At 33.3% G+C, this 25,044-nt stretch carries 25 protein-coding genes; 11 read left to right on the plus strand and 14 right to left on the minus strand.

The window, feature by feature from the left end; genetic code table 11:
- Positions 1-23: 23 nt before the first annotated feature.
- Positions 24-761, minus strand: a complete 738-nt coding sequence (gene dnaQ, locus A9G22_RS08700) for a DNA polymerase III subunit epsilon (RefSeq protein WP_065586066.1) — start codon at positions 759-761, stop codon at positions 24-26.
- A 221-nt stretch (positions 762-982) separates the two neighbouring features.
- Here dnaQ and rnhA point away from each other — a divergent pair, with 221 nt between their 5' ends.
- The 3 genes from rnhA to A9G22_RS08715 all read left to right on the plus strand — a co-directional run bounded on the left by rnhA (position 983) and on the right by A9G22_RS08715 (position 3,562).
- On the plus strand, positions 983-1,453 hold the full coding sequence (rnhA, locus tag A9G22_RS08705; RefSeq protein ID WP_065586065.1) for a ribonuclease HI: 471 nt from the start codon (positions 983-985) through the stop codon (positions 1,451-1,453).
- Positions 1,454-1,549: 96 nt separating this feature from the next.
- On the plus strand, positions 1,550-2,278 hold the full coding sequence (gene gloB / locus A9G22_RS08710) for a hydroxyacylglutathione hydrolase (RefSeq protein WP_065586064.1): 729 nt from the start codon (positions 1,550-1,552) through the stop codon (positions 2,276-2,278).
- 213 nt (positions 2,279-2,491) lie between these two features.
- The gene (locus A9G22_RS08715; protein WP_065586063.1) at positions 2,492-3,562 is read left to right on the plus strand and encodes a transglycosylase SLT domain-containing protein; all 1,071 of its coding nucleotides are present in this window, start codon (positions 2,492-2,494) and stop codon (positions 3,560-3,562) included.
- Here the strand turns inward: A9G22_RS08715 and A9G22_RS08720 are convergent.
- From A9G22_RS08720 to rlmC, 3 genes are all read right to left on the minus strand, one after another.
- Positions 3,534-4,322: an endonuclease/exonuclease/phosphatase family protein gene (locus A9G22_RS08720; RefSeq protein ID WP_075508719.1), complete on the minus strand. Its 789-nt coding sequence runs from the start codon at positions 4,320-4,322 to the stop codon at positions 3,534-3,536. The two genes, A9G22_RS08715 and A9G22_RS08720, sit on opposite strands and share 29 nt — an antisense overlap.
- On the minus strand, positions 4,315-5,886 hold the full coding sequence (gshA, locus tag A9G22_RS08725) for a glutamate--cysteine ligase (protein WP_075508720.1): 1,572 nt from the start codon (positions 5,884-5,886) through the stop codon (positions 4,315-4,317). The genes A9G22_RS08720 and gshA overlap by 8 nt, the downstream gene beginning before the upstream one ends.
- A 237-nt stretch (positions 5,887-6,123) precedes the next feature.
- Positions 6,124-7,272, minus strand: coding sequence for a 23S rRNA (uracil(747)-C(5))-methyltransferase RlmC (gene rlmC, locus A9G22_RS08730; RefSeq protein WP_075508721.1), 1,149 nt, complete (start codon positions 7,270-7,272; stop codon positions 6,124-6,126).
- A gap of 218 nt (positions 7,273-7,490) precedes the next feature.
- Here rlmC and map point away from each other — a divergent pair, with 218 nt between their 5' ends.
- Entirely contained in the window at positions 7,491-8,279 is a 789-nt protein-coding gene (gene map / locus A9G22_RS08735) for a type I methionyl aminopeptidase (RefSeq protein ID WP_065586059.1), read from the plus strand.
- 53 nt (positions 8,280-8,332) lie between these two features.
- Here the strand turns inward: map and A9G22_RS08740 are convergent, their stop codons facing one another.
- On the minus strand, positions 8,333-9,202 hold the full coding sequence (locus A9G22_RS08740) for a co-chaperone YbbN (RefSeq protein WP_075508722.1): 870 nt from the start codon (positions 9,200-9,202) through the stop codon (positions 8,333-8,335).
- Positions 9,203-9,224: 22 nt separating this feature from the next.
- Positions 9,225-10,016: an SDR family oxidoreductase gene (locus A9G22_RS08745; protein ID WP_065586057.1), complete on the minus strand. Its 792-nt coding sequence runs from the start codon at positions 10,014-10,016 to the stop codon at positions 9,225-9,227.
- 77 nt (positions 10,017-10,093) lie between these two features.
- Between A9G22_RS08745 and A9G22_RS08750 the strand changes: the two genes are divergently transcribed.
- Entirely contained in the window at positions 10,094-10,804 is a 711-nt protein-coding gene (locus tag A9G22_RS08750) for a 5'-methylthioadenosine/adenosylhomocysteine nucleosidase (RefSeq protein ID WP_075508723.1), read from the plus strand.
- Here the strand turns inward: A9G22_RS08750 and rnd are convergent.
- Together rnd and A9G22_RS08760 are read right to left on the minus strand one after the other, a co-directional pair.
- The gene (rnd, locus tag A9G22_RS08755; RefSeq protein ID WP_065586055.1) at positions 10,798-11,892 is read right to left on the minus strand and encodes a ribonuclease D; all 1,095 of its coding nucleotides are present in this window, start codon (positions 11,890-11,892) and stop codon (positions 10,798-10,800) included. The two genes, A9G22_RS08750 and rnd, sit on opposite strands and share 7 nt — an antisense overlap.
- A gap of 24 nt (positions 11,893-11,916) precedes the next feature.
- The gene (locus A9G22_RS08760) at positions 11,917-13,071 is read right to left on the minus strand and encodes a metallophosphoesterase (RefSeq protein WP_075508724.1); all 1,155 of its coding nucleotides are present in this window, start codon (positions 13,069-13,071) and stop codon (positions 11,917-11,919) included.
- A 72-nt stretch (positions 13,072-13,143) separates the two neighbouring features.
- Between A9G22_RS08760 and cmoA the strand changes: the two genes are divergently transcribed.
- From cmoA to argE, 3 genes are all read left to right on the plus strand, one after another.
- Positions 13,144-13,875: a carboxy-S-adenosyl-L-methionine synthase CmoA gene (cmoA, locus tag A9G22_RS08765; protein WP_141670027.1), complete on the plus strand. Its 732-nt coding sequence runs from the start codon at positions 13,144-13,146 to the stop codon at positions 13,873-13,875.
- A gap of 36 nt (positions 13,876-13,911) precedes the next feature.
- Entirely contained in the window at positions 13,912-14,880 is a 969-nt protein-coding gene (gene cmoB / locus A9G22_RS08770; RefSeq protein ID WP_065586052.1) for a tRNA 5-methoxyuridine(34)/uridine 5-oxyacetic acid(34) synthase CmoB, read from the plus strand.
- Positions 14,881-15,373: 493 nt separating this feature from the next.
- On the plus strand, positions 15,374-16,531 hold the full coding sequence (argE, locus tag A9G22_RS08780; protein ID WP_065586051.1) for an acetylornithine deacetylase: 1,158 nt from the start codon (positions 15,374-15,376) through the stop codon (positions 16,529-16,531).
- Between the two features lie 56 nt (positions 16,532-16,587).
- Here the strand turns inward: argE and rnz are convergent, their stop codons facing one another.
- Complete coding sequence (rnz, locus tag A9G22_RS08785; RefSeq protein ID WP_065586050.1) at positions 16,588-17,505, minus strand: ribonuclease Z; 918 nt, start codon at positions 17,503-17,505, stop codon at positions 16,588-16,590.
- Positions 17,506-17,511: 6 nt separating this feature from the next.
- Positions 17,512-17,739 (minus strand): YccJ family protein, encoded by a 228-nt coding sequence (locus tag A9G22_RS08790; protein WP_065586049.1) that lies wholly within the window; start codon positions 17,737-17,739, stop codon positions 17,512-17,514.
- 74 nt (positions 17,740-17,813) lie between these two features.
- Between A9G22_RS08790 and yaaA the strand changes: the two genes are divergently transcribed.
- Positions 17,814-18,587 (plus strand): peroxide stress protein YaaA, encoded by a 774-nt coding sequence (yaaA, locus tag A9G22_RS08795; protein ID WP_065586048.1) that lies wholly within the window; start codon positions 17,814-17,816, stop codon positions 18,585-18,587.
- Positions 18,588-18,597: 10 nt separating this feature from the next.
- On the plus strand, positions 18,598-19,551 hold the full coding sequence (locus A9G22_RS08800; protein WP_065586047.1) for an AEC family transporter: 954 nt from the start codon (positions 18,598-18,600) through the stop codon (positions 19,549-19,551).
- 3 nt (positions 19,552-19,554) lie between these two features.
- Here A9G22_RS08800 and A9G22_RS08805 read toward each other — a convergent pair whose 3' ends face one another.
- Together A9G22_RS08805 and A9G22_RS08810 are read right to left on the minus strand one after the other, a co-directional pair.
- Complete coding sequence (locus tag A9G22_RS08805) at positions 19,555-20,415, minus strand: carboxylate/amino acid/amine transporter (RefSeq protein ID WP_065586046.1); 861 nt, start codon at positions 20,413-20,415, stop codon at positions 19,555-19,557.
- Between the two features lie 170 nt (positions 20,416-20,585).
- Positions 20,586-20,807, minus strand: coding sequence for a hypothetical protein (locus A9G22_RS08810; protein WP_065586045.1), 222 nt, complete (start codon positions 20,805-20,807; stop codon positions 20,586-20,588).
- A 743-nt stretch (positions 20,808-21,550) separates the two neighbouring features.
- On the opposite strand from A9G22_RS08810, the gene A9G22_RS08815 reads away from it, so the two are divergent.
- Entirely contained in the window at positions 21,551-23,143 is a 1,593-nt protein-coding gene (locus A9G22_RS08815) for an ABC-F family ATPase (RefSeq protein WP_065586044.1), read from the plus strand.
- 62 nt (positions 23,144-23,205) lie between these two features.
- On the opposite strand, the gene A9G22_RS08820 is transcribed toward A9G22_RS08815, so the two are convergent.
- Together A9G22_RS08820 and A9G22_RS08825 are read right to left on the minus strand one after the other, a co-directional pair.
- Positions 23,206-23,541, minus strand: a complete 336-nt coding sequence (locus tag A9G22_RS08820) for a YggL family protein (RefSeq protein WP_065586043.1) — start codon at positions 23,539-23,541, stop codon at positions 23,206-23,208.
- Positions 23,542-23,568: 27 nt separating this feature from the next.
- Positions 23,569-24,876, minus strand: coding sequence for a DEAD/DEAH box helicase (locus tag A9G22_RS08825; RefSeq protein ID WP_081296897.1), 1,308 nt, complete (start codon positions 24,874-24,876; stop codon positions 23,569-23,571).
- Positions 24,877-25,044 lie beyond the last annotated feature (168 nt).

A 25,044-nucleotide genomic window follows, 5' to 3' on the forward strand; every position in this document is an offset into this window, starting at 1 on the left:
ACGTTTAATTGACTACAAAGCAATCACCTGTTCAAATTCCATAATGCCCCACCACTTTTTTTATCAATTTTTTTTAAAACAGTTTCATGTTCAAAAAGCTCATCTTTTGTTGCTTTGATTACCTTTAAAGGCAAACCGTTACGTTTTACTCTTTTTATTGCATTAAATTCAGATGAAAATGCATTATCATCCTCTGAACTGAAAGATAAAGTCGTTTGTCCCCCTGTCATTGCTAAATAAACTTCAGCTAAAATCTCGGCATCTAATAATGCACCATGCAGCGTTCGGTGAGAATTATCGATCTGATAGCGTTCACATAATACATCTAGATTATTACGTTTCCCTGGATATAGGCGTCTTGCCATAGCCAAGGTATCAGTCACAATACAATGCTCTGCGGTTTTAAAATCCAGTCCGCAAAGACGAAATTCATAGTCCATAAAGCCCACATCAAACGAAGCATTGTGGATAATTAATTCAGCGCCATCAATAAACTTAATAAAATCATGTGCTATATTTTTGAAACTTGGTTTATCTTTAACAAACTCGTCACTTATTCCATGTACTTTAAATGCATCTTCATCAATTAAACGTTCTGGGTTAATGTAAACATGAAAATGATTACCTGTTAAGCGACGGTTAATAATTTCAACGGCACCAATTTCAATAATCTTATGTCCTTCATAGTGATTATTACCTTCTTGGTTCATACCAGTTGTTTCTGTATCTAATACGATTTGTCGAGTGGAATTATGTATCACTTTCTTCTCTTTTATATCAATTTTTGGGGAAACACATTTTTAGTGGTATAGTTTAGCATCTAAACCCTTTAATGTTGATACCTTCATAAATGAAGATAACTGATAATTTGCTCAAATTATAGAACAACGGAAATAAATTAAAGATCTGCTAAATTATATTTTGAATTGAAATAAACAACAAATTTAAATAGGTCCCCAATAGTTATAAAAGAAATCAGAAAATGTTAAAAAAAATCGAAATCTATACAGATGGTTCTTGCCTTGGTAACCCCGGTCCTGGTGGTTATGCCGCTATTTTAAAATATAAACAAACTGAAAAAATATTATCGGAAGGCTTTTTTAAAACAACGAATAATAGAATGGAATTATTAGCTGCAATTGTTGCTTTAGAACAATTAAAGCTGCCTTGTCAAATTGAGTTATATTCCGATAGTCAGTATTTACGAAATGGAATTATCAATTGGATACACGGTTGGAAAAAAAATGGTTGGAAAACAGCTAATAAACAACCAGTAAAAAATATTGATTTATGGATAAGGCTTGACGATGCTGTTAAAAAACATCAAATTGAGTGGATTTGGGTCAAAGGTCATGCTGGACATATTGAAAACGAACGTTGTGATATTATAGCTAAAACCCAAGCTCAATCCCCTACTTTGCAAGACACAATATTTGAAAATATCTATACATAATTAATTTATGAAATAAAACATTTTTTATTCAACCTAAATAAGGTTAATTGCTTTTAATTTAAAGAATTAACTCATAACTGATGGTAAAAAACTAATATGTATCAAATTAATAGCATTGCATCTTTAAAAGATAACTATATTTGGATTATAACTAATACAGATAATCAAGCCGTGATTATTGATCCTGGTGAAACCGAGCCTGTGATTAATTATCTTAACAAACATAAATTATCACCTATTGGAATTTTACTAACCCATCACCATATTGATCACACTGGCGGTGTGAAAGAATTAAAAACTCGATATCCGGATATAGAGGTTTATGGTTCTCGTGAAATCGATTTACCAATCAATCATCTTATTAATCAAACTAATATATGTGTTGGTAATTTTAACTTTGATGTTATAACAGTACCAGGACATACTCTTGGGCATTTAGCTTATTATTGTTGCCCTTATTTGTTTTCTGGTGATACTTTATTTTCAGCTGGTTGTGGAAGAGTTTTTGAAGGTACTTATCAACAAATGCTAGATTCATTAAATAAATTAAAAAATTTACCCAATGAAACACTTATTTGTGCTGGGCACGAATACACTTTATCCAATTTAGAGTTTGCGCAAAATATGATTCCAGAAGATGAATATATTAATAAATATTTAAAATTTATTGCTAAAAAATCGATGTCCTTACCATCTACTTTATTAAATGAAAAACAAATCAATATCTTTTTAAGATGTGACGAAAAAAAATTGCAAAATAAATTTAATTTTAACAGTGAGTTAGAGTTGTTTGCTTTTTTTAGAAGCCAAAAGGATATTTTTTAGTTATAATAGGCAGCTTAAAACAACGAATAAATTAACAATATAATGAAGAAATTATTAATATTTACAATATTATGTTCATTTTTAGTCGCATGTCAAAATCATGGACCACGACATAATGCTGTTGTTAGAATAAAGTATTCAAAAAATACAGCGAAAAATAATAGAAATAGTTCCAGTAATTATGTATCTATAACTCAAAACCCTTGGCAGTTTATGCTTAATCAAATTGACGTTAATGTGCCTGAAAATAGCCGAGTTATAGCTGAAAGGGAGCGTTTATTACGTAATCCTCAAGGATTCGAAGCGACTGCCTTACGTTCTGAGCCTTACGTTTATTACATTATCAATCAACTTTATAAAAACAATTTACCAGTTGAACTGGCCTTAATCCCTCTTATCGAAAGTGCTTATGATCCACTTGCAACATCACCAGCACAAGCTGCAGGATTATGGCAATTTGTGCCAGTTACAGCGAGAGAGTATGGATTACTACACAATAGTTCATTTGATGCACGTCGCGATCTAATAGCTTCCACTAACTCTGCAATTTCATTGTTACAGAATTTAAATAATCGTTTTAATGGCGATTGGCTATTAACACTTGCCGCTTATAATGCGGGGGAAGGTCGTATAAGAAGAGCTATTGAAAAAAATCAAGCAAAAGGGTTACCTGTTAATTATTGGTCGCTAGATTTACCAACGGAAACCATGCATTATGTCCCTAAGATTTTAGCAATAATTGATATTGTTAAAAATAATAAACGCTATGGTATAAAGTTACCTGATTGTAATTATGAAAATTCACTTGTTAGAATTGATATGTCAAAAAATATTTCATTAGCTAAAATTGCAAATTACACAGGAATATCACTCAATGAGCTAACGTCATATAATGCAGGATATGTGAAACAAACTGTAAGTGGGCCTTTCCATTTACTTATTCCTTATGCTCATGCTGAAACTTTATTTAAAAAGTTACAAGCAGAAAATCTTGTTGCAAATGAAATTACCGAACTTTTACAAGATATTCCACATGGTAATATGCCATTTGAATTTAATAGCTCAGATTCAATTCAATACAACAGAATTACTAATAAAGATGATCGCGCAAGAAATGTAAGAAAAATTGCTTATCTTGTCAAAGCTGGAGATAGCCTTTATTCGATAGCTAAAAATTACCGCGTGAAAATTACCGATATATTGGAATGGAATAATTTAAAAAATTCTAGAGTCCAAGAAGGTGATGTCTTAACAATTAATCTTGCCAATGCGAATCCAATCTAAAATTTGCTAATAATGGATTATGATCTGATGCGGTTGTGCTAATAATTTCAGCTGTGTTAAGTTGTAATCCGCGATAAAAAACAAAATCAAGCGGCCTACCCATAAATGTCTTTCGCATATCAACTGAAAAATTAACTGACTTAAGTTCAAATGAACGTACAAATTGATACAACAAATGCAATCGCTGCTTGCTCCAAGCATTAAAATCACCCGCCAAAATAATAGGGCCATTATGCTCTTTTATTCGATTTAATAGCATATGCATTTGCTGTCGGTAGGCTTTTACTCCAATACTGAAATTAACAGCATGCATATTAGCAACTAATAATTGCTGTTTGGAATTACTAATAGGATAAATAGTAATCAAAGCAGATTTAGATACACGGATTAATGGCTCCCTTTCTCTAAAAGAAAAAAGTGAGGTTGGTAATGAATTAGAAATTGTCATTACTCCAACATAAATATCGTTAAAACAATATGCTGGGACATGATCTGCAATTTTATTATGTTGTGAAATAAAATTAAGCAACGGTGATGTTGCTTGGGCTTCTTGTAATAAAATTAGTTTAGTTTTATCAGCATATTGTTTGAGTATATTAATACAATTAGCTCTTTTTTGTTTAAAAATATTCCAAACTAAAATCGAAAATGGTGTTTGATCAATTAACGGTTTATTAACTATTATTTGTTGATTAGGCAAGATCAAGCCCACTTCATTGCTTGCCTGATATCGTAAAGTATAATATCGGTTTTTAAACATTTTTTTGGTTCAATTTTTTCTTCAAATATTCATCAAAAGACAAAGTATCACCTTTTTCTTTATTTACTTGTTTTTCAATAGATAAATTGCGTTGTTGTACAAAATCACTTTCAGTTAATAATGCTAAAGGTTCAGCCATAAGTTGTTTTTTATATTGACTTGCTAAAGCTAAACCAAATTTTGCTGTCCCTAAGTCACTTATTGCTTGTAGTGTTCTAGCTGATAAAGTTAATTCAGGTTGCTCAAACATTAAATCTAAACGCTCACAAACATTACGATAACTCTGCTTATTATCTTGATGATCTAAAACATCAGCAACACGTAATAAATCTTCGAATAATTGGTGTCCAACTTTGGCCAAAGGTTCTCGATAGCTATTGCAACCAATACCGATCTCAAGCCCTGGTTTTCGTCCTTCCATTATTACCCTATTCCAATTTAATTTGGCACACTCAAGTTCTTGACTGCTCATTTCAGGTGCTGGTGCTAGCGCACACCAAATTAAAAACAGATCGATAAATCGTATCTGTTCTTCAGTAATCCCCACCGGTGAAAATGGATTAACATCTAATGCGCGTACTTCAATATATTCAATACCACCACGTAAAAGTGCATCCGACGGCGACTCCCCTATCATTGCGACTCTTTTAGGTCTAATTGGCCCGTAAAATTCATTTTCAATTTGCAATACATTATCATTTAATTGACGATAATGATCATCAATTTTAATGCCCAATTTGGCAAATTCTATTGATTTTGTTTGCGTTGCACGTTTTAGTCCTGCAACATATGTATCTAAATGGTTAAAAGTAATACCAAGCTGTTTTTGGGCATTATTGGTATATCCAATATCACTTAATCTTAAAGAGGTTGCATAAGGTAAATAACAATTACCATTTGTTTGTTCAATAAAGGTTTGGGCTTTTTGTGGATCTTGGATAAATGAAGAACACATCGATGGTGATGCACCAAATAAATAAGGAATAACCCAACCAAAACGATAATAATTACGTATTAAGGTAAAATAACCTTCAGAAATAACTGCTTTACCTTCTTCGGTGTTTTTTATACCTTCTCTTGCCTGCCAAAATGCAGTTGGTAACGAAAAATTATAATGAACACCCGAAATAGTCTGCATCATTGCACCATAACGATTTTTTAACCCTTGACGATAAATCGTCTTAAAGAGCCCTTCATTAGAAGTACCATATTGCGCAAGGATAATATCTTCCTCATTTGCAACAAAACAAGGCATACTTAAAGGCCACATCATTTCATCACCAATATTTACGCTAGCATAACGATGCAAATCCCGTAAAAACGTTAACATATAATCAAGATTGGTATTAACTGGTGTGATAAATTCTAACATCGATTCGGCAAAATCAGTTGTTATCCAAGGATGCGTTAATGCTGCACCAATTTTCGAAGGAAATGGCGTTTTCGACAATGATCCATCAGGCAAAATGCGTAAAGTTTCACGTTCAATACCACGTTGAATACCTTGTAAAATGGTATAGTGTTTTTCTAACCAATTAAGTGCTTTTGAGACATCAGGAATCATATTTTTCGCTTCCTTAAAATGAAATTATTTAATACTTTTATATTAACATAATTTAATATTAACGGTGGGTCAATTTATGACAACCCTTAAAATAAAAAAAATTTATCTTGGAGAAAAGTCATTAATAAAACCGTAATCTTTTATTTTTATTACAGATAAATTAAACTTAAATGTTTGACTTCGTTTTAAAAGACCAACTATTGCATAGAATATTACGTTATAGCATTTATTATTGGATTATTTATCTTTCCTTTGTAATAAAACTAACACTTCCATATGCGAGGTATGTGGAAACATGTCAAATAACTGCACTTTTTGGATTTGATAATTTGATAATAATGTTAAATCATCAATTAATGAACATAAGTTGCAACTTGAATACATAATATAATTAGGTGCTATTTGCTCCAAATACTGCATAAGTGTTTTGCCAGCTCCTCGTCTTGGAGGATTAAGTAGCACTAAATCAGGTACATTTTGTTGAGTTGTCGCATATTGTGTGGCATCAAACGATTTAAAAAATAATTGGTTAAAGCCTAACTTTTCTGCTGATTGAGTTGCGCACTCAATTGCATCTGAGCTAATTTCAATACCTGTCAGTTGGATAACACTTTCAGAATTAAGACTAACACAACTTAAGCCAAAACCACCTACACCACAAAACAAATCCCAAATTGAGTGAATAGATAAATTTGTGACCCAGTCACTTGCTGTTTTATAAAGATTACTGGCAACATAACTGTTTGTTTGAAAAAAACTTTTAGGCTTAATAAAAAGAGGAACGCCATTTAATGTCATTGGCAAAAATGAGGTATCAGTTAAAACTAACTCTTCTTCTCCTTCTAAAATAGCCGCATGATTAGGTTGGATATTAATTGAAATGACCTTTAAATTTTGTATTTTGTCTTGTAATTGTTTAAAAGAATTATTTATTTTCTCGACAAATTTATGCGATTTTAAAACAAATCGCAGCATAAAACAGCTTTTATCATTCTCTTTACTTTCAGTAACTATAACAAATTTCAACTCTCCTTTCCGCTTATTAATATTATAAGGTACAAGCCCCTGTTTACGGATGAAAGTTCGAATAAGTTTTAGGATGTTTTGCATACTATTTGAGTAAAGAGGACAATCACATAAATCGACCATCTCATTATCTGTTTGTATCCCTAAAATAGGTCTTTCAACGGTGCCTAACACCGCCATTTTTGCTTTATTACGGAAAGCAAATTCATTACTAGCAAACGGAGCTGCAACGTCATTAGGTTTAAATTGAGTTAATTGTTGTAACAGATTATTTTGTTTTTCTGCTAGTTGTGTATGATAGGGCTTATCCATCCACTGACAAGATAAACATTTTTTCTGCTGATAAAAACGACATTGCATTGCGATAAAACCCTTTTTTATAATGAGTAATTATATATATAAAACGGTATTAAAATAAATATAAGATTTTATTTTATACTAAAACACATACTTTCCTGAAACTTTTTTACAAAATTTTATAAGAATATAAGTAAAATGCATAATTAATCATCCGGTATGATTTGACGAAATAGCGGGGTATGATAGGATATTGTCATTAATATTACAGGAAAAATTTAATGTCTATAAAGTTAAAAACCCCCGTCGAAATTGAAAAAATGCGAATAGCTGGAAAACTTGCAGCTGAAGTATTAGAAATGATTGAACCTTATGTTAAACCGGGCATTAGTACTGGTGAACTAGACAAAATTTGTTATGAATATATTGTTAATGTCCAAAAAGCTATTCCAGCTAATATTGGCTATAGTGGCTATCAACACACCACTTGTATTTCAATCAATGATGTGGTTTGCCATGGTATTCCAAATTTTGACAAAAAGTTAAAAGAAGGTGATATTTTAAATATTGATGTAACGGTTATCAAAGATGGTTATCATGGTGATACTTCTAGAATGTACATTGCTGGTAAGCCAACTATCGCAGGTGAAAAATTATGCCAAGTCACACAAGAAAGCCTTTATGAGGCGATTAAAATTATAAAACCCGGCATTCGTTTAAAAGAAATTGGTAAAACGATTCAAAAATATGTCGATAAATTTGGTTTTTCTTCAGTTCGAGAATATTGTGGTCATGGTATTGGTGAAGTCTATCATGATGAACCTCAAGTTTTACATTATGACGCTGATGATGGTGGTGTAATTTTAAAACCTGGAATGACTTTTACTATTGAACCTATGATAAATACAGGCGATTGGCGTACCCGTACCATGAAAGATGGCTGGACAGTCAAAACCAAAGATCATGGTCTTTCTGCACAGTATGAACATACTATTTTAGTAACTGATAATGGTGTTGAAATCTTAACATTGCGTAGTAACGAAGACTTTCCTCGTATTATTGAACACTAGAATGATAAAGATTCAACAATAAAATATTGCTGAATCTTTTATCTTTATAAATCTTAATACAATAATGTATAAAGCTTACGACGATATGCACTAGCTAATGGATTATTGGTTCCCAACGCAGCAAGTAAATCAAGTAATGCTTGTTTCAATTGACCTTTTCCAGCGTTGAGATCTTTCGTTAATGGGTTAAAAAGTAATTCAAGCGCTTCCTCATGACGTCCGACAGACATTAATTGCGAGGCTAGTTGAATCATGAGAGCAGTATTATCTGGTTGCTTAGTTAATTGATCTTGCAATTGTTGAATTTCTGGCGAATTAGCTGCTTGCTCAAGTAATTCTATCTCAGCTTGCAGGCCATGATAAACAGAATCATGATCTTGTAAAGGGATAGTTGCAAGTACTTCTTTTGCTTCGCTCAGTTGTTTTAATTCTATGTAAGATTTTATGAGCATTAATGCAATATCAGTTCTTGGTTTTCCAAGGTGATCGTTGAGTGCTTTCCAAGTTTGTTTTAATAAAGGTAAAGCTTGTTCATATTTTGCTTCATTAAACAGGTTTTGCGCTTCAATAAGTTTTAATTCTTCTTCATTGGGTAAAAACTTGACTAAAAACTCTTTAATTGTTTCTTCTGGTTGTGGGCCTTGAAAACCATCAACTGGTTGGCCATTTTGAAATAAATAAACTGTCGGGAGCGCCCGTAAACCAAATTGAGCTGCTAACATTTGTTGTTCATCGCAATTAATACTGGCTAAAATAAATTGCCCATGATGTTCATTAGCTAATTTAGTTAATGTTTGAGTCATCGCTTCATAATTTGGACTTCTAGCAGACCAAAAATAAAACAATACGGGATATTTAGATGATTCTTCAATGATCTTTTGAATATTTTGTTCATTAACATCAAAAATAAATTGGTTTTGCATATAGTGTCCTAACAATATTGGTTTATTTATTTCGTAGAATTTTATCCATTAATCTATCAGGAAGCAAACGTTTGGCAATTGCTGCTATCTTGGTAATATTTGTGACCCTGTAACGTATTTTGGGTGTTGGGTGTTCAAGTGCATGATATAAATATGGCAAAACTGCCTCTGCTGGTAAAGTAAATCGTTTTGCAATAGGTGGGTTTTTTACAATATCCTTTTGCACCGTTTGATTAACATTATTTGAAAAAGATGTTTTTAACGGTCCAGGCTCAATTAAACACACTTTTATATTGGTTTTTGCTAATTCTAATCTCAGTACATCAGACCAGGCTTCTAAAGCATATTTACTGGCTGAGTAAGCACCTCGTCCCGGCGTTGCAACAATACCAACAATTGAGCTTGTTTGAATAATACGTCCTTCATTTTGTTCAAACATGGCAGGAAGCAATAATTGCGTCAACTGATGCACTCCAAAAAAATTGGTGGAAAATTGAGATTCTAACTGTTCACGGCTGACGGTTGATAAATGCCCATATACCCCAAAGCCAGCATTGTTAAATAACGCATATAATTTACCTTCTGCTAAATCCAAAACTTCTTGAGCAACCCGCTTGACAGATTTTGGATTATCAAGATCAAGAAGCACTGTTTCGAATCCTTGTTCAATGAGCTTTTGTTGATCTGATAATTTTCGACACGAAGCAATAACACGATAACCTCGCTTTTTTAATGCAATGGCCGAAATATGCCCTATTCCACTTGAACAGCCTGTAATAAAAATTGTTCGCAATTTTAGCTCCGACTTATTCATATATTGTCAAATTTATCTTCACAAACTATGATAACACATCTAAATTGAAGTTACTCAAACTAAACCAAGAGGATCGTATGAGAATTGCTATTATTGCCGCAATGGAAGAAGAAGTAGCTATATTAAAAAGTAAAATCACCCATTATCACGTTGAGCGCCATTTAGATTGTGATTTTCATCTTGGTCAAATTTCAGGATGCGAGATTGTCTTACTCCAATCGGGTATAGGAAAAGTTTCTGCGGCATCGGGAACAACATTATTATTGAATAATTATAAAGTCGATGCGGTGATCAATACTGGTTCGGCTGGTGGGTTATCTTCCGACCTTAATATTGGTGATATTGTTGTTTCAAAGAATGTTTTTTACCATGATGTTGATTTAACTGCTTTTGGTTACAAACCAGGTCAAATGTCAGGTTGTCCTGTAGCATTTGATGCTGATCAAAAATACCAATCATTAGCTAAAATTTGTATCAAAAAGCACGAGGTTAATGCGATTGAAGGTTCAATTGCTAGTGGAGATGCTTTCATCAATGGTAAAAGTAATTTAGCAAGAATAAAACAAACTTTTCCTAATGCTATTGCTGTGGAAATGGAAGCCGCCGCTATTGGTCATGTTTGCTGGTTATTTAAAGTCCCATTTGTGGTTGTAAGAGCAATTTCAGATAATGGTGATAACGAATCAACGATGGATTTTCAATCATTTTTGAAACTTGCTGCAGCTCAATCATCACTCATTGTAGAGTCAATGTTGAGCAAGATTGCATCAAATAGTTTTCATCAATAACGAAAGTCCAAACAATACTTTTCAAATAAGGGTTTACGCCAACCTGTTAATATTTCGGGTTCGTTACCCTTTTTATCAACTTTCCATTTTACATATTGATTAATTAATCGACGTGAAAGCAATAAATCCTCACTAAGCCCTGTTTGTGAAGAAATCGTTAGTGCTGCTTGTTTTAACTCACCAGTAATTTTTTTATAATCTGGATAGCTATTAATTCGACGAATTGGTGGGATTTCAGGAATAGGATTAGATAATAGATCCAAAATTATTTGACCATACAAGCGAATTTCCTTTCCTTTCATACCTAACTTATCAAGTTCACCCAATGATGTCGGTGAATAGCGTGCAATTTTCAATAATACTTCTTCATGTACTACAAAATTTATAGCAATATCTTGTTCTTTCGCTAATCTATATCGCCAGCTCGCTAATTTATACAATTGTCCTAAACTTTTCCCTTTCAATTGCCAACTATTTTTAATATTTAGATAAGCATCATTTGGATCCATTAATTCCGATTTACGGGTAACCGCCATTCGGCACTCTTGATAAGCAGCTTGTAAATAATGATTAGTACTTAGCTGTAACTTTAAAATATTAGTTAATGGAAAAAGATATAACACGTCATTAATGGCATATTCACACTGTTTTTCAGTTAATGGACGTTTTAACCAATCTGTTCGGGTTTCGCTTTTATCAAGCTCTACCTCTAAATATTTTTTTACCAAACTAGCATAACCGCTACTCAATGGATTATCTAAAAAAGAAGCCAATATTTGGCTATCAACAATCTGGGTTGGAACACAGCCAAAATGATAAGAAAAGACTTCAATATCTTCACTACATGAATGAAAATACTTTTCAATAGTTGGATTATTTAATATAGCCAAAAAAGCCTGCCAATCAGTAATATTAATTGGATCAATTAGCGCTGCATGTTCACCATTAAATACCTGCAATAAACCCAAATGAGGGTAAAAAGTTCGTGTTCGAACAAATTCAGTATCTAAAGCCAAAGCCGAGCTATTTTCGATTTTTGAACAATAATCAGCTAACTGATCATTACTAATAATAAATTGATAAGACAAAATCAAATTCCTGTTTAAATATATTTATTCATTATTCGTATTTTTGTCAAAAACGATATCAATCACCACGATTTCGGAACGAGTCAATAAGCGAATTGGTGGACCCAAAAGTCCATATCCACTACTTACAATGCTGGTAAAATGATGATCTTTATCTTGATACAAACCATAACTATTTTTATACATTAATTTCTCAATAAGATTGATAGGGAATATTTGCCCAGCTTGTGTATGCCCGGAAATCATCAAATCGACACCTAACTTTTCTGGTTCATCAAGGTCTTTTGGTTGATGATCTAATAAAATAATCGGTGTATTAGTATCAGTGAATATCATCAAATCAGACAGTGATGCTCGTTTTATATTATAATAACATGAAGAAAAATCATCTCGACCTACTAAGGTAATGCCTACCTCATCGAAATAAATAATATCATCTTTTAACACCTTTAAACCTATTTGCATAAAGGCGTTAGTGATATCCTCTTCTCGATTATTTTCTAGTTTAGTGGCTAAGTATTCATGATTGCCGAAAATAATATAAGCACCATATTTTGATCTTAATTGTTGAAATTGCTTATCAAAGCTTTTTTGTGTAAAAGGTTTTAAATATTTATCTAATGTATCACCCGTAATCACAACAAAATCAGCATTAAGCTTATTTACTTCATCAACCATTTGTTGAATAAATCGATGTGTAGTTAATTCATTAAGATGAATATCGGAAAGTTGAACAATACGTAAATGATCAACATGAGCAGATTTATGAATTTTGACTTGGTAATGAACAATCTTGGCATTAATTGCCATTTCATGACCAAAACAAAACAGTGATACAACGGCAACAATATAAACAATTTTAAGCCATAAATTGGGTTTAATCTTTTTTTGACTAAGCCAACGTACAGTGTCAAAAATAAACAATGTGAAAAAACAGCAAATCATTAAACCAGTAACGGTATTACAAAATAACGGTAACCAATAACTTGAAATATTATGTAATAATATAGAAAAGATGAGCGATAATCCGGCTATAACAACAACTAGCCAATAAATAAATTGATAACAACCAGTTATATGAAATTGAAACCAAAACTGCCATTGTTTTCCTAAATAAATGGTGATTAATATATTAACGATAATCGCGATAAAAATAATAATAAAATCGACAAACCCCATAATTATCCGAGCAATTGAATACCCAAAAATGATATGATAGCAGAATTATTTTTTATATTACCAATTAGTTTTATGAATATCAAAAAAGACCAACTATTTTCAACACCTATTGATAAACTAGGCGATTGGACTTTTGATGAAAAAGTTGCCGAAGTTTTTCCTGATATGGTGCAACGTTCGGTTCCCGGCTATTCTAATATCATCTCAATGATCGGCATGTTAGCTGAAAGATTTGTACAACCTCATTCAATGATTTATGATTTAGGCTGTTCTTTAGGTGCTGCCACATTATCTATTCGCCGCCATGTTAATAAAGAAAACTGCCATATTATTGCAGTTGATAATTCCCAGCCCATGGTTGACCGTTGTAAAAGGCATATTGAATCTTATAAAGCAAAAACGCCTGTAGATGTCATTTGTGATGATATCTGTAACCTTAATATGCAAAATGCGTCAATGGTAGTACTAAATTTTACCCTACAGTTTTTAACGCCTAAAAATCGCCAACGTGTTTTAAATAATATTTATACTGCATTAAAACCGAATGGTATCTTGGTAATGTCTGAAAAATTTAGCTTTAGTGATTCAACTATTGATGAGTTATTATTTAATATGCATCATGACTTTAAACGTGCTAACGGCTATAGTGAACTTGAAATTAGCCAAAAGCGTAACATGTTAGAAAATGTCATGCTAACCGATACTATCGAAACACATAAACAGAGACTATCTGAAGCGGGTTTTAAACATATTGATACATGGTTCCAATGCTTTAATTTTGGCTCTATTATTGCCATAAAATAACAAATTAATTCAAGCGTAATTGATAAGGATAATAGAATGATTGACTTTGGTGATTTTTACCAGATTATCGCAAAAAATAAACTAAGTCGCTGGCTAGAAGTGTTACCAGCGCAGCTCGCAAATTGGCAAAAACAAAATATTGATAACCGTTTTAATCAATGGCTCAACAGTATTAAACATTTACCGTCAATCACTCCTTATCAAATTGATTTACTTCACAGTGTAACCGTCAATAGTGAACATCCTATTTCGACAGGTGAACAACAACGAATTACTCAATTACTAAAAAACATGATGCCATGGCGAAAAGGCCCTTTTCACTTATATGGTATTGATGTTGATACAGAATGGCGTTCAGATTGGAAGTGGAGGCGCTTAATTGATCATATTGACAATTTAGAAGGTAAAACTGTTTTAGATGTGGGTTGTAATAGTGGTTACCATTTATGGCGTATGATTGGCGCTGGAGCAAAACTCGCTGTTGGAATTGATCCTATGGCACTTTATCTATGCCAATTTGAGGCTATTCGCAAACTACTTGGTAACGATCAAAGAGCGCATTTATTACCACTTGGCATTGAGCAGCTACCCAAACTTAGTGCTTTTGATACCGTCTTTTCAATGGGGGTTTTATATCATCGTAGGTCACCACTTGATCATTTATGCCAATTAAAAGATCAATTAGTTGAAGGGGGGCAATTAGTACTCGAAACACTGGTTATTGATGGAGAATTACATCATGCCTTAATGCCAGGTGAGCGTTATGCACAAATGCGTAATGTCTACTTTATTCCATCTGTTCCAACCATGATTAACTGGCTAAATAAATGTGGTTTTTCGGATATAAAATTGGTTGATATATCACTAACCAGTTTAGATGAACAGCGTAAAACAGAGTGGATGACATCGGATTCACTAGCAGATTTTTTAGACCCTGCTGACTCAACTAAAACAATTGAAGGTTACCCTGCTCCAATGCGGGCTGTTTTTATTGCTAAAAAATGAAATAAAGCAATTTATAAAATACCCTTTATTGAAAGCAATAATATTATGGACAAGTGGTTAAAAAAGTTAACTTAAAAAAGAATAGTAAGCTAATTGATATTCTTTAAATATTTTTCTGAAAATTGAAACGTGTTATAAACAATATGATAGTAAAAAACTTGTTAAGCGCTTGTAAAAAGTATCTGTTTAAATATAACTATAAACAATTTATTTTAATAATTGAGATAGTAGGAATGAATAATAATAAGTTATTTCTTTGTCTTTTTATTAATTTTAGTAAAAAGGCTCCTTATGCTATTTGGTCCAATTTTAACAATTTTGCACTACTACTTCATCTCAAAAACCTTGCTAGTAATTTATAGCCACATATATTAAAAATATAAAATAGCTAATTGAAACGACATCGTTATTTATATGCAAATTATAATGTAAATGCTATGCTTATAGACTTATAAAGAGGTCAACCTACAATTTATCATTTAAAGGTGATTTTATGACGCTTCCATCTTTTTTAACATTGTATAACGAACTAATTTCAACACCTACAATTAGTAACGTCACTAACCAGGAATTAGATTATTCTAACAAACCACTTATCGACAAGTTAGCTACTTGGTTTGAAGAATTAGGTTTTGTTATTGATATCCAGCCCGTTCCTAATACACGTCATAAATTTAATATGCTTGCTACCTATTCAAATAGCAAAAATAAAACACAAGGTGGTTTATTGTTAAGCGGGCACAGTGATACCGTTCCATTTGACGATGGGCAATGGACTAAAGATCCCTTTAAATTAACTGAAGAAAATAACAAACTATATGGACTTGGTACCGCCGATATGAAGGGCTTTTTTGCCTTTATTTTAGATGCACTGCGTGATATCGATCTTAAAAAACTAACCAAACCCATTTATGTTCTTGCTACCGCCGATGAAGAAACATCAATGGCTGGTGCGGCATTTTTTGCTAAAAACGCCATATTACAGCCTGACTGTACTATTATTGGTGAGCCAACATCGTTAATACCAATTCGCGCGCATAAAGGATTTATAGCTAACTCTATTAAAGTAATTGGTAAATCGGGACATTCGAGCGATCCTGATAAAGGCATAAACGCTATTGAAGTCATGCATTTAGTGGTAGAACGCTTATTAATCCTAAAACAAAAATTTAAAGAACAATATCATAATAATGGTTTTAGTGTACCTTACCCTACTCTAAATTTAGGCGTTATTCACGGTGGTGATGCAGCCAACCGTATTTGTGGCTGTTGTGAACTGGTCATTGATATCCGTGTATTGCCAGACAATGACATTGATTCGTTATATAACTCACTTTGTGATATACTCCAACCTGTTATGGACAAATATCCAAATCGAATCGAGATACAGTACGAAGTTACTCCAATTCCGGGATATGAATGTAAAAAAGATCATCCGGCATTACAGCATATCGAAAAATTAGTCGGTCATAATGCCGAAACGGTTAACTATAGCACCGAAGCACCATACTTAAATCAAATCTCGCCAACGATTGTATTAGGACCGGGATCGATCGAACAAGCACATCAACCCGATGAATTTATTTCAATGGACTTTTTAAAACCGACAAAATTAACGATAAAAAGACTAATTAAGGATTTTTGTCTTTAATTCCTTCAATACGCCAATAACAATAACCTCGGCGAGGTTTAATAAAAGAAATTTAATTAAATGTGAAAAGTTGCAAAATCGGTAGCAATTTCAGTGTTAACAAAGATATTTTTTGCTTCATTAACTAACTTTTTATTATCATTCAAACTGTATCTAGGGCTTATATGAGTCATAATAAGCCTTTTTGCACTAGCTTGTTTGGCAATGGTTGCAGCATGTACAGTGGTGGAATGACCACGTTCAATAGCTTTATCAACTAACGCATGTTTTTGTGTTGCTTCATGAACAAGCAAATCCACATCATTAGCAAGCTCAATCGAAGCTTGGCAAGGTATGGTATCACCTAAAATAGCCAGCTTTTTGCCTTTTTTTATTTTAGTTTGATAGTCAATGCCGTGAATAATCCGACCATCGGTTAAAGACACTGTTTTGCCATTTTTTAGATCATTATAAAAAGAACCAATTTGAATATTATCTTGCTTTAACTTATTGATATCGAGTTGAACTGGCAAATCTTTTTCGATAACACGATAACCAAAACATGGCACACGATGCTGTAATAATTTTGCTTCAACCTGAAACAGATTATCATCAAAAACAATACCGTCTCCTTCAAGCTCAATAATATTAAGAGGAAAGGTTAACCAAGAATAGCTAATTTCAATCACAGTCTCGATAAACTGCTTAATTCCTTTTGGCGCAATCAACGTCAAAGGGGATTGATTTTGCATTGAAGACCTAGATGCTAAAACACCCGGTAATCCAAACAAATGATCGCCATGTAAGTGCGTTAAAAAAATCACCTCAAGTTTAGCTAGACTAAATTTGGCTTTTTGCATTTGCATTTGAGTTGCCTCTCCACAATCAAAAAGCCATAACCGTCCCCGTTCTTGTCTAAGATCCAGTAAAATACTGCTCACATTACGTTGTAATGTTGGGGAACCCCCACTTGTCCCTAAAAAAGTTAATTCCATAAATATTTAAACATTTTTACGTTCAATCGTTTGTTCACCCCAAAACAACTTATCGGCTTTGGTTTTAGAAAAAGCAAGTTTCAACACTTCATCATTACCTTCCGACCAAATTTGTTCGGCAAGCTTTTCATCGTGGTTAGCTAACTCAAAAATCGCCTCTGCGATTTCAATCGAGGTTTCACGAACAGTAGCCCAAGATTTAATATCATGTATTTCTTTTTTAGAAATGTTCATTTTGCTACTCCTTTGAGTTGAATTAAATGTAAAATAACCCTATTTATTGAAAAATACAATAGGCTATATTCGTTATGATAATAATTATTTCTCCGGCTAAAACCTTAGATTATCAATCACCATTATTAACCCTAAATTATACACTTCCTCAATTTATTGATTCGACTAAAGTACTTATTCAAAATTGTCAAAAATTAAGTGTTGAAAATTTAACGAAACTAATGTCTATTAGCACAAAATTAGCAGAGCTCAATTATGATCGCTTTCAAAATTGGCATAGTGACTTCAACCTTGAAAATGCAAGGCAAGCGATACTCGCATTTAAAGGTGATGTGTACGAAGGATTACATGTGGAAGATTTTACTGATAAAGATCTAAAGTTCGCGCAATCCCATTTAAGAATATTATCCGGTCTTTATGGCATTTTAAAACCACTTGACCTAATTCAACCTTATCGGTTAGAGATGGGGATCCGTTTAAAAAATGGTAATAATACAAATCTTTATCAATATTGGGGCGACAAGTTAACTGAACACCTTAATAGCGAACTAACCAAATCATCACATCGCACATTAATCAATTTAGCCTCAAACGAATATTTTAAAGCCATTAAACCAAAACAATTAAATGCAACTATCATTCAGCCCATCTTTTTAGATCAAAGCAAAGATACCTATAAAGTTATTAGTTTTTATGCAAAAAAAGCACGCGGACTTATGACCCGATATATTATAAAAAATAGCATTGAAAAGGATGAAGATATTAAAAGTTTTAATCTAGAGGGTTATCAATTTGATTCAAAACGATCAACTGACTTAGAATGGTACTTTATACGTAATCATCAATAAAATAATAACGATGGAATTTCTTACTACATTATGGGCACAGTTTTTATCTACCTTGCCTTTATTTATCTTAATTTTATTAGGATATTTAGCGGTTAAACTAGGACGCTGGCAAAAAACGATAACCGATAGCTTAACCAAATTTACTTTTTATATTGCATTTCCAATTATGTTGTTTCAGATCATGAGCCATTTTTCTGAACATTCACAAATCAATATAAAATTATTATTTGTCTTTTTTGGTGGATCATTTATCGTTTTTGCATTTGGCTGCTTAATTGCATCTAAAATATTTAAATTAACTGGTTCAGAAAGTACGCTTTTTGCCATGGGAGGTATCTATACAAATACCGTGTTTGTTGGTATTCCCATCATCAAAATGTTACTTGGCGATAAAGCGATCCCCATTGTCGCCATTATTGTTATATTTAACGCACTGATTTTATGGACGCTTGCCACCGTATCAATTGAATTTGTTCAAATGGGCAAGCTTTCAGGTCGAAGCTTTTTCAAAGTTTTAAAAAACGTATCAAAAAATCCTATTATTATTGGTATTTTTACTGGAGTTGTGGTGAACTATATTAGTTTACCTTTGCCTAAATTTATCAATCAATCAACAAAAATGGTCAGCGATATGACGGCACCACTTTCACTGATTGTGCTAGGTATGGGATTAGCTGAATATAAAATTCGCGACAAATTACTTATTACTACCTCTATCTGTATTTTAAAATTGACCATGTTACCGATTGTTACCTATATTGTGGGTAAGCTCTTAGGACTACCTACTTTAGAATTACAAGTGGTAGTATTACTCAGTTCGGTTTCAATTGCGATAAACTGTTATATGATGGCAAGGCAGTTTGAAGTGTTACAAGGTCCTATTGCTTCTAGCTTGCTAATATCAACGACACTGTCTTCTGTCACAACGCCGTTGATTTTATCGATTATGACACATCTACCTTAAATGTTAATTAATGTGTTGCACGTTTTTAACTTTGTAATGTAGCACTAATGCCAAAACAATAACGGCACTGCCTAATAAAAAGCGTCCCCAATCAATAGATTGATGCCAAACCACTACATTCACCAAAATCCCTGTTGGGATAACCATATTATTCATAATCGCTAAAGTGCCCGAATCCACTTTGGTTGCACCATAATTCCATAAAAAATAACACACACCAGAAGCAACTACGCCAAGCCAAATAATAATTCCCCATTGCAAGCTGGTTGTCGGTAATTTTGATGCATTACCAAAAAGTAACCAACCTAGCGTTGCAACAATAAGCGCCCCCAAATAAACCCAAGCAAAAGCTTGATGTTGAGACATTGGATAAACTTCCATAATCCTTTTATACCCTACTTGCCCTAACGCAAAAACGATATTAGCGCCCTGAATTAATAAAAAACCAATAATAAAATTAGCACTAATACGATCATAACGAATAATGGCCGCACCGACTACCGCTATAATTGCCATTAAAAGATAGCTAAGTCTTAATGGATGGTGTTGCAATAAATCATAAATCACTGTGACATAAATCGGTGTAAAGATAGTAAACAACAGCACCTCAGGTACCGAAATATATTGAAAGGAATTATAATAAAAAAAGTACATAATCCCTAATTGACATGCCCCAACTCCCATTAAAAGCAACATCTGCTTAAAACGAATATTTTTAAAGCGTAGAAATGGAATAAAAGTAATAAAGGCAAATAGCACTCGCATCACAACAGCAAACCAAGAATCTACCTGCCCACTTAAATAAACCGCAATAAAACTAAATGAGAATGACCAAATAATCGTTACAAAAATAAGATAAAACATAATTGATACATATAAAAAATAACTAGACTCGCATCGTATCAATTGGTTTAATACTTGTAAACTTTATATCATAAAAATTGATTACTATATTAAAATAATTGATAGTCTAATCTTTTTGTCGTTTGATGCGAGGAAGCGAATATATCTTATTATTAATTGCCAACTTCATTTTAATAAACAGGATAGACAATCTCGTTAAGTTGGTATTCTTGTTCAATTTGGGCTAGCTCTTCTTTTGAACCAGCTTTTGAAGCTTTGTCTAACTCCTCAATTTGTCTAGATGTGATCTTAAAGCTCGGTTCAATATAAACAAAGCTTTTTGCATCATCTAGGCTGTAATCAATATACTTTAAGCCTACTTTATTTAGTGGTTTGTCCGTTCCATACTCCATAAAGTAGCTGATCCAATCCCAAGCATAAGTAAATAAACGGTTGGTTTTACCAAAATAAATATATTCACCTAACTCATGACTGGTCGGCTACAATTGAGCGTCAAATAATGTAAACTCATTGCTATGAATTATGCTATATACATGGAGAATTACTATATTTCGTCTTTTTATGAATTAAAATTCGTCCTCCCATAAAATTATTGTTGACTTCAAGTTGATAATTAAATTCTTCAACAATCCCAAAAATTATCTTCAATCACTACCACTGGTATTAGACAACGCAACTTAGATTCCAATTCACATATATACTCATAACAGCCCAAATCAGATTTTTTACGGCTTTAAAAATGATGTAAATTGTAATACCCTGTTATTTTTAGATCCTCAAATATCAATTTAGCTTATAACGGCGCAGAGACTTTGAAAAGGCACTGTATAGATATCTTTTTTACGAATATAATCAATGCCCATTTTAAATAATTTTTCTACATTTATCTGATCATTATAGATTATTCGAGTTGCTTCGAGTTTTATCCATAATTTATCTTTTTTAATGTTTTGTAAAAGCAACTTTAATTGCTTAACAAAAAATTAAACAACTCATTATAGACATCAGTATATAAAGGAGTTCCTCAAAAATGATTAATTATGGCATAATGTGCGCCAAATCACATTTTAGCGAATTTACTCAAAAACTAATGACTATTTTTAAGTAAAACGCATTTTAAAGAGAGTCAATTTTCGTGTTAAGTACAAATAACATCACAATGCAATTTGGCAGTAAGCCATTATTTGAAAACATCTCGGTTAAATTTGGCAACGGTAATCGTTATGGTCTAATCGGTGCTAATGGCAGTGGTAAATCCACCTTTATGAAAATTATTGGTGGCGATCTAGTGCCGACCTCAGGTAATGTGGCTTTAGATCCACATGAAAGACTCGGTAAATTACGCCAAGATCAGTTTGCTTTTGAAGAATTTACCGTCCTTGATACCGTCATTATGGGACATACCGAATTATGGCAAATCAAACAAGAACGCGATCGCATTTATTCACTTCCTGAAATGAGTGAAGAAAATGGCTTTAAAGTTGCTGATTTAGAAACTCAATATGCTGAAATGGATGGTTACAGTGCCGAATCTCGGGCTGGCGAATTATTATTAGGTGTTGGTATTCCAATTGAGCAACATTACGGATTAATGAGCGAAATCGCACCAGGTTGGAAGTTGCGGGTATTATTAGCCCAAGCCTTATTTTCAAATCCAGATATCTTATTACTCGATGAGCCAACCAATAACTTAGATATTGATACGATTCGCTGGCTTGAAGATACCTTAAATCAACGCGAAAGCACTATGATCATTATTTCGCATGACCGCCATTTTTTGAATATGGTCTGTACTCATATGGCAGATTTAGATTATGGTGAATTGCGCATCTATCCGGGTAACTACGACGATTACATGACCGCATCAACGCAAGCGAGAGAGCGTTTGTTAGCAGACAATGCCAAAAAGAAAGCACAAATCAGTGAACTGCAATCGTTTGTTAGTCGCTTTAGTGCCAATGCATCAAAATCAAAACAAGCAACTTCACGTGCAAGGCAAATTGAAAAAATCAAACTTGAAGAAATCAAAGCTTCTAGTCGGCAAAATCCATTTATTCGTTTTGAACAAGATAAAAAACTATTCCGTAATGCGCTTGTTGTTGAAGATCTTACCAAAGGATTTGACAATGGCCCTCTTTTTAAAAATCTTAAGCTCATGGTTGAAGTAGGCGAAAAAGTTGCTATTTTAGGAACCAACGGTATTGGTAAAACCACATTATTAAAAACGCTAATGGGCGAACTGGCTCCTGAACAAGGCGATATAAAATGGTCTGAAAACGCAAATATTGGTTATTATGCGCAAGATCATGAATACGAATTTGAAGGCGATTTAACGGTATTTGACTGGATGAGCCAATGGAAACAACCAAACGACGATGAACAAGCCGTGCGTAGTATTCTAGGTCGATTATTATTTTCACAAGACGATATTAAAAAGCAAGTTAAAGTCTTATCTGGTGGTGAAAAAGGACGTATGTTATTTGGTAAATTGATGATGCAACGCCCTAACATTATTGTTATGGACGAGCCAACTAACCATTTAGATATGGAATCTATCGAATCACTCAATATGGCATTAGAGCTTTATCAAGGTACGCTATTCTTTGTTTCGCACGACCGTGAATTTGTTAGCTCATTAGCAACACGAATTGTTGAAATCACTCCAGAAAAAGTAATTGATTATACGGGTAATTATGAAGATTACTTGTGTAGCCAAGGAATTGCATGATATAAATAGCCAAAAAGCCACTGACTAATGTGGCTTTTTTATAAAAAATTCAAATAATTAAATTAAAATTCTAACTCATCCCACCAAATATCAATAAGTTGGCTGGTTTTTACATTTTTCAGGCCATGAGTTTCTAGCCATTTTGTGACAGTGCCACGATGTTCTTCAGTACAGTTCCCTAATTTTTGGGTGCAAATGATCCCTTTCCAATTTAAATAACCGCTTCCCTCATAAGCTAAACCATTGGGTTGAATAGCTTCAATAATAAACTGATCAACGATACTGTCTAAAGCCTCTTCGCTTGTGCCTTCGTCAAAAGACCAACTAACAGTAAAGCCTAATTCTTTAAACTCTTCAATGTGTAATTTTTTTCGTAAACGTCTGCTGCGATTTACCATAATCGTTTCCTTCTACATTATTAAATATTAGTGTTTATTTTTAGTGTGATTATGCCGGCTTGATGATTTCCCGCCATTTTGATTGGATGGCGACGATTGGTTCGAGCTTGAACTTCCTCTTTTTGGTGGTGCTCGCCTTTGTGATAATTTTTTTACCGGTTCGGCTTTAATCTTAGGATCAACTTCAAAACCTTTAGTTGTTATTTCTGGGATCGGTTGTTTAATTAACTTTTCAATCGATCTTAATTGAGGAAGCTCATCAATGCACACCAACGAAATAGCCTGCCCTTCATTTTGTGCCCGTCCTGTTCGCCCAATGCGGTGTACATAATCTTCTGCCACTTGCGGTAGCTCATAATTAACAACATAAGGAAGTAACTCAATATCAATGCCTCTTGCTGCAATGTCAGTTGCAACTAAAGCACGTATTTGTCCAATTTTAAAATCTGCCAAGGCTTTAGTGCGTGCGCCTTGGCTTTTATTGCCATGAATAGCTGCTGCCTTTATGCCATCTTTAGTCAACTGCTCGGCCAAGTGGTTAGCACCATATTTAGTACGAGTAAAGATCAACACCTGTCGCCACTGATTTTTACCAATTAAATAAGAAAGTAATTCACGCTTACGCCGTTTATCAACTCGATGGACATATTGAGTAATTTGTTCTGAAGCACTATTATTTTTTGCGATCGAAACAGATTCAGGTGAACTCAAAATAGATTGAGCCAAAACTTTTATTTCATCCGAAAAAGTCGCCGAAAACATCAAATTTTGACGTTTTTTCGGTAATTTAGCAATCACACGACGAATATCGTGAATAAAGCCCATATCTAACATACGATCCGCTTCATCCAACACTAATATTTTAACCGTTGAAAGATCCACAGCATTTTGTTGCACTAAATCCAGTAATCGCCCAGGAGTTGCAATTAAGATATCCACACCGCCACGTAGTTTCATCATCTGCGGATTAATACTTACTCCACCAAATACTACTAATGATCGAATGGGCAAATAGCAGCTATAGTCACAAATATTTTGGCCAATTTGTGCAGCAAGTTCACGTGTTGGCGCTAAAATCAAGGCGTATAGTGGGCGTTTACCTTTTTTACTATTTGAATTATCAGATTCTTTGGTTTTCTGCTCAATTAACTTTTGTAAAATTGGCAAGCTAAAGCCAGCGGTTTTACCTGTTCCTGTCTGCGCACTCGCCATTAGATCTTTGCCAGATAAAATTACGGGAATAGCTTTTTGCTGAATGGGAGTTGGTTCGGTATAGTTTTGTTCTTGAATTGCTTTTAAAATCTCGGTATCTAAACCAAGAGAGTCAAATGACATGAAATGTTTCCTAAATAAACGAAAAATAAATTATCCAAACGCATTATAAAGCAATTCAGTAATATTTGTCTGATTATTTAATAACTCATTTTCCTCAACACGTCTTTATTGGATATTATATACATGTATTTTTATAAACTTTTATAAGTTTGTATGAATAAATCAGTG

The sequence above is a fragment of the Gilliamella sp. App2-1 genome (genome assembly GCF_001690255.1).
Classification (GTDB): Bacteria; Pseudomonadota; Gammaproteobacteria; order Enterobacterales; family Orbaceae; genus Gilliamella; species Gilliamella apicola_G.

Coding starts and splice junctions, on each gene's coding strand:
- argE (WP_065586051.1), top strand. CDS start 15,374: ATGACGCTTCCATCTTTTTTAACATTGTATAACGAACTAATTTCAACA.
- rnz (WP_065586050.1), bottom strand. CDS start 17,505: ATGGAATTAACTTTTTTAGGGACAAGTGGGGGTTCCCCAACATTACAA.
- cmoA (WP_141670027.1), top strand. CDS start 13,144: ATGAATATCAAAAAAGACCAACTATTTTCAACACCTATTGATAAACTA.
- yaaA (WP_065586048.1), top strand. CDS start 17,814: ATGATAATAATTATTTCTCCGGCTAAAACCTTAGATTATCAATCACCA.
- cmoB (WP_065586052.1), top strand. CDS start 13,912: ATGATTGACTTTGGTGATTTTTACCAGATTATCGCAAAAAATAAACTA.
- map (WP_065586059.1), top strand. CDS start 7,491: ATGTCTATAAAGTTAAAAACCCCCGTCGAAATTGAAAAAATGCGAATA.
- A9G22_RS08745 (WP_065586057.1), bottom strand. CDS start 10,016: ATGAATAAGTCGGAGCTAAAATTGCGAACAATTTTTATTACAGGCTGT.
- A9G22_RS08760 (WP_075508724.1), bottom strand. CDS start 13,071: ATGGGGTTTGTCGATTTTATTATTATTTTTATCGCGATTATCGTTAAT.
- A9G22_RS08790 (WP_065586049.1), bottom strand. CDS start 17,739: ATGAACATTTCTAAAAAAGAAATACATGATATTAAATCTTGGGCTACT.
- rnhA (WP_065586065.1), top strand. CDS start 983: ATGTTAAAAAAAATCGAAATCTATACAGATGGTTCTTGCCTTGGTAAC.
- A9G22_RS08800 (WP_065586047.1), top strand. CDS start 18,598: ATGGAATTTCTTACTACATTATGGGCACAGTTTTTATCTACCTTGCCT.
- A9G22_RS08820 (WP_065586043.1), bottom strand. CDS start 23,541: ATGGTAAATCGCAGCAGACGTTTACGAAAAAAATTACACATTGAAGAG.
- A9G22_RS08715 (WP_065586063.1), top strand. CDS start 2,492: ATGCTTAATCAAATTGACGTTAATGTGCCTGAAAATAGCCGAGTTATA.
- A9G22_RS08825 (WP_081296897.1), bottom strand. CDS start 24,876: ATGTCATTTGACTCTCTTGGTTTAGATACCGAGATTTTAAAAGCAATT.
- gloB (WP_065586064.1), top strand. CDS start 1,550: ATGTATCAAATTAATAGCATTGCATCTTTAAAAGATAACTATATTTGG.
- A9G22_RS08720 (WP_075508719.1), bottom strand. CDS start 4,322: ATGTTTAAAAACCGATATTATACTTTACGATATCAGGCAAGCAATGAA.
- rlmC (WP_075508721.1), bottom strand. CDS start 7,272: ATGCAATGTCGTTTTTATCAGCAGAAAAAATGTTTATCTTGTCAGTGG.
- A9G22_RS08805 (WP_065586046.1), bottom strand. CDS start 20,415: ATGTTTTATCTTATTTTTGTAACGATTATTTGGTCATTCTCATTTAGT.
- A9G22_RS08740 (WP_075508722.1), bottom strand. CDS start 9,202: ATGCAAAACCAATTTATTTTTGATGTTAATGAACAAAATATTCAAAAG.
- gshA (WP_075508720.1), bottom strand. CDS start 5,886: ATGATTCCTGATGTCTCAAAAGCACTTAATTGGTTAGAAAAACACTAT.
- A9G22_RS08810 (WP_065586045.1), bottom strand. CDS start 20,807: ATGGAGTATGGAACGGACAAACCACTAAATAAAGTAGGCTTAAAGTAT.
- A9G22_RS08750 (WP_075508723.1), top strand. CDS start 10,094: ATGAGAATTGCTATTATTGCCGCAATGGAAGAAGAAGTAGCTATATTA.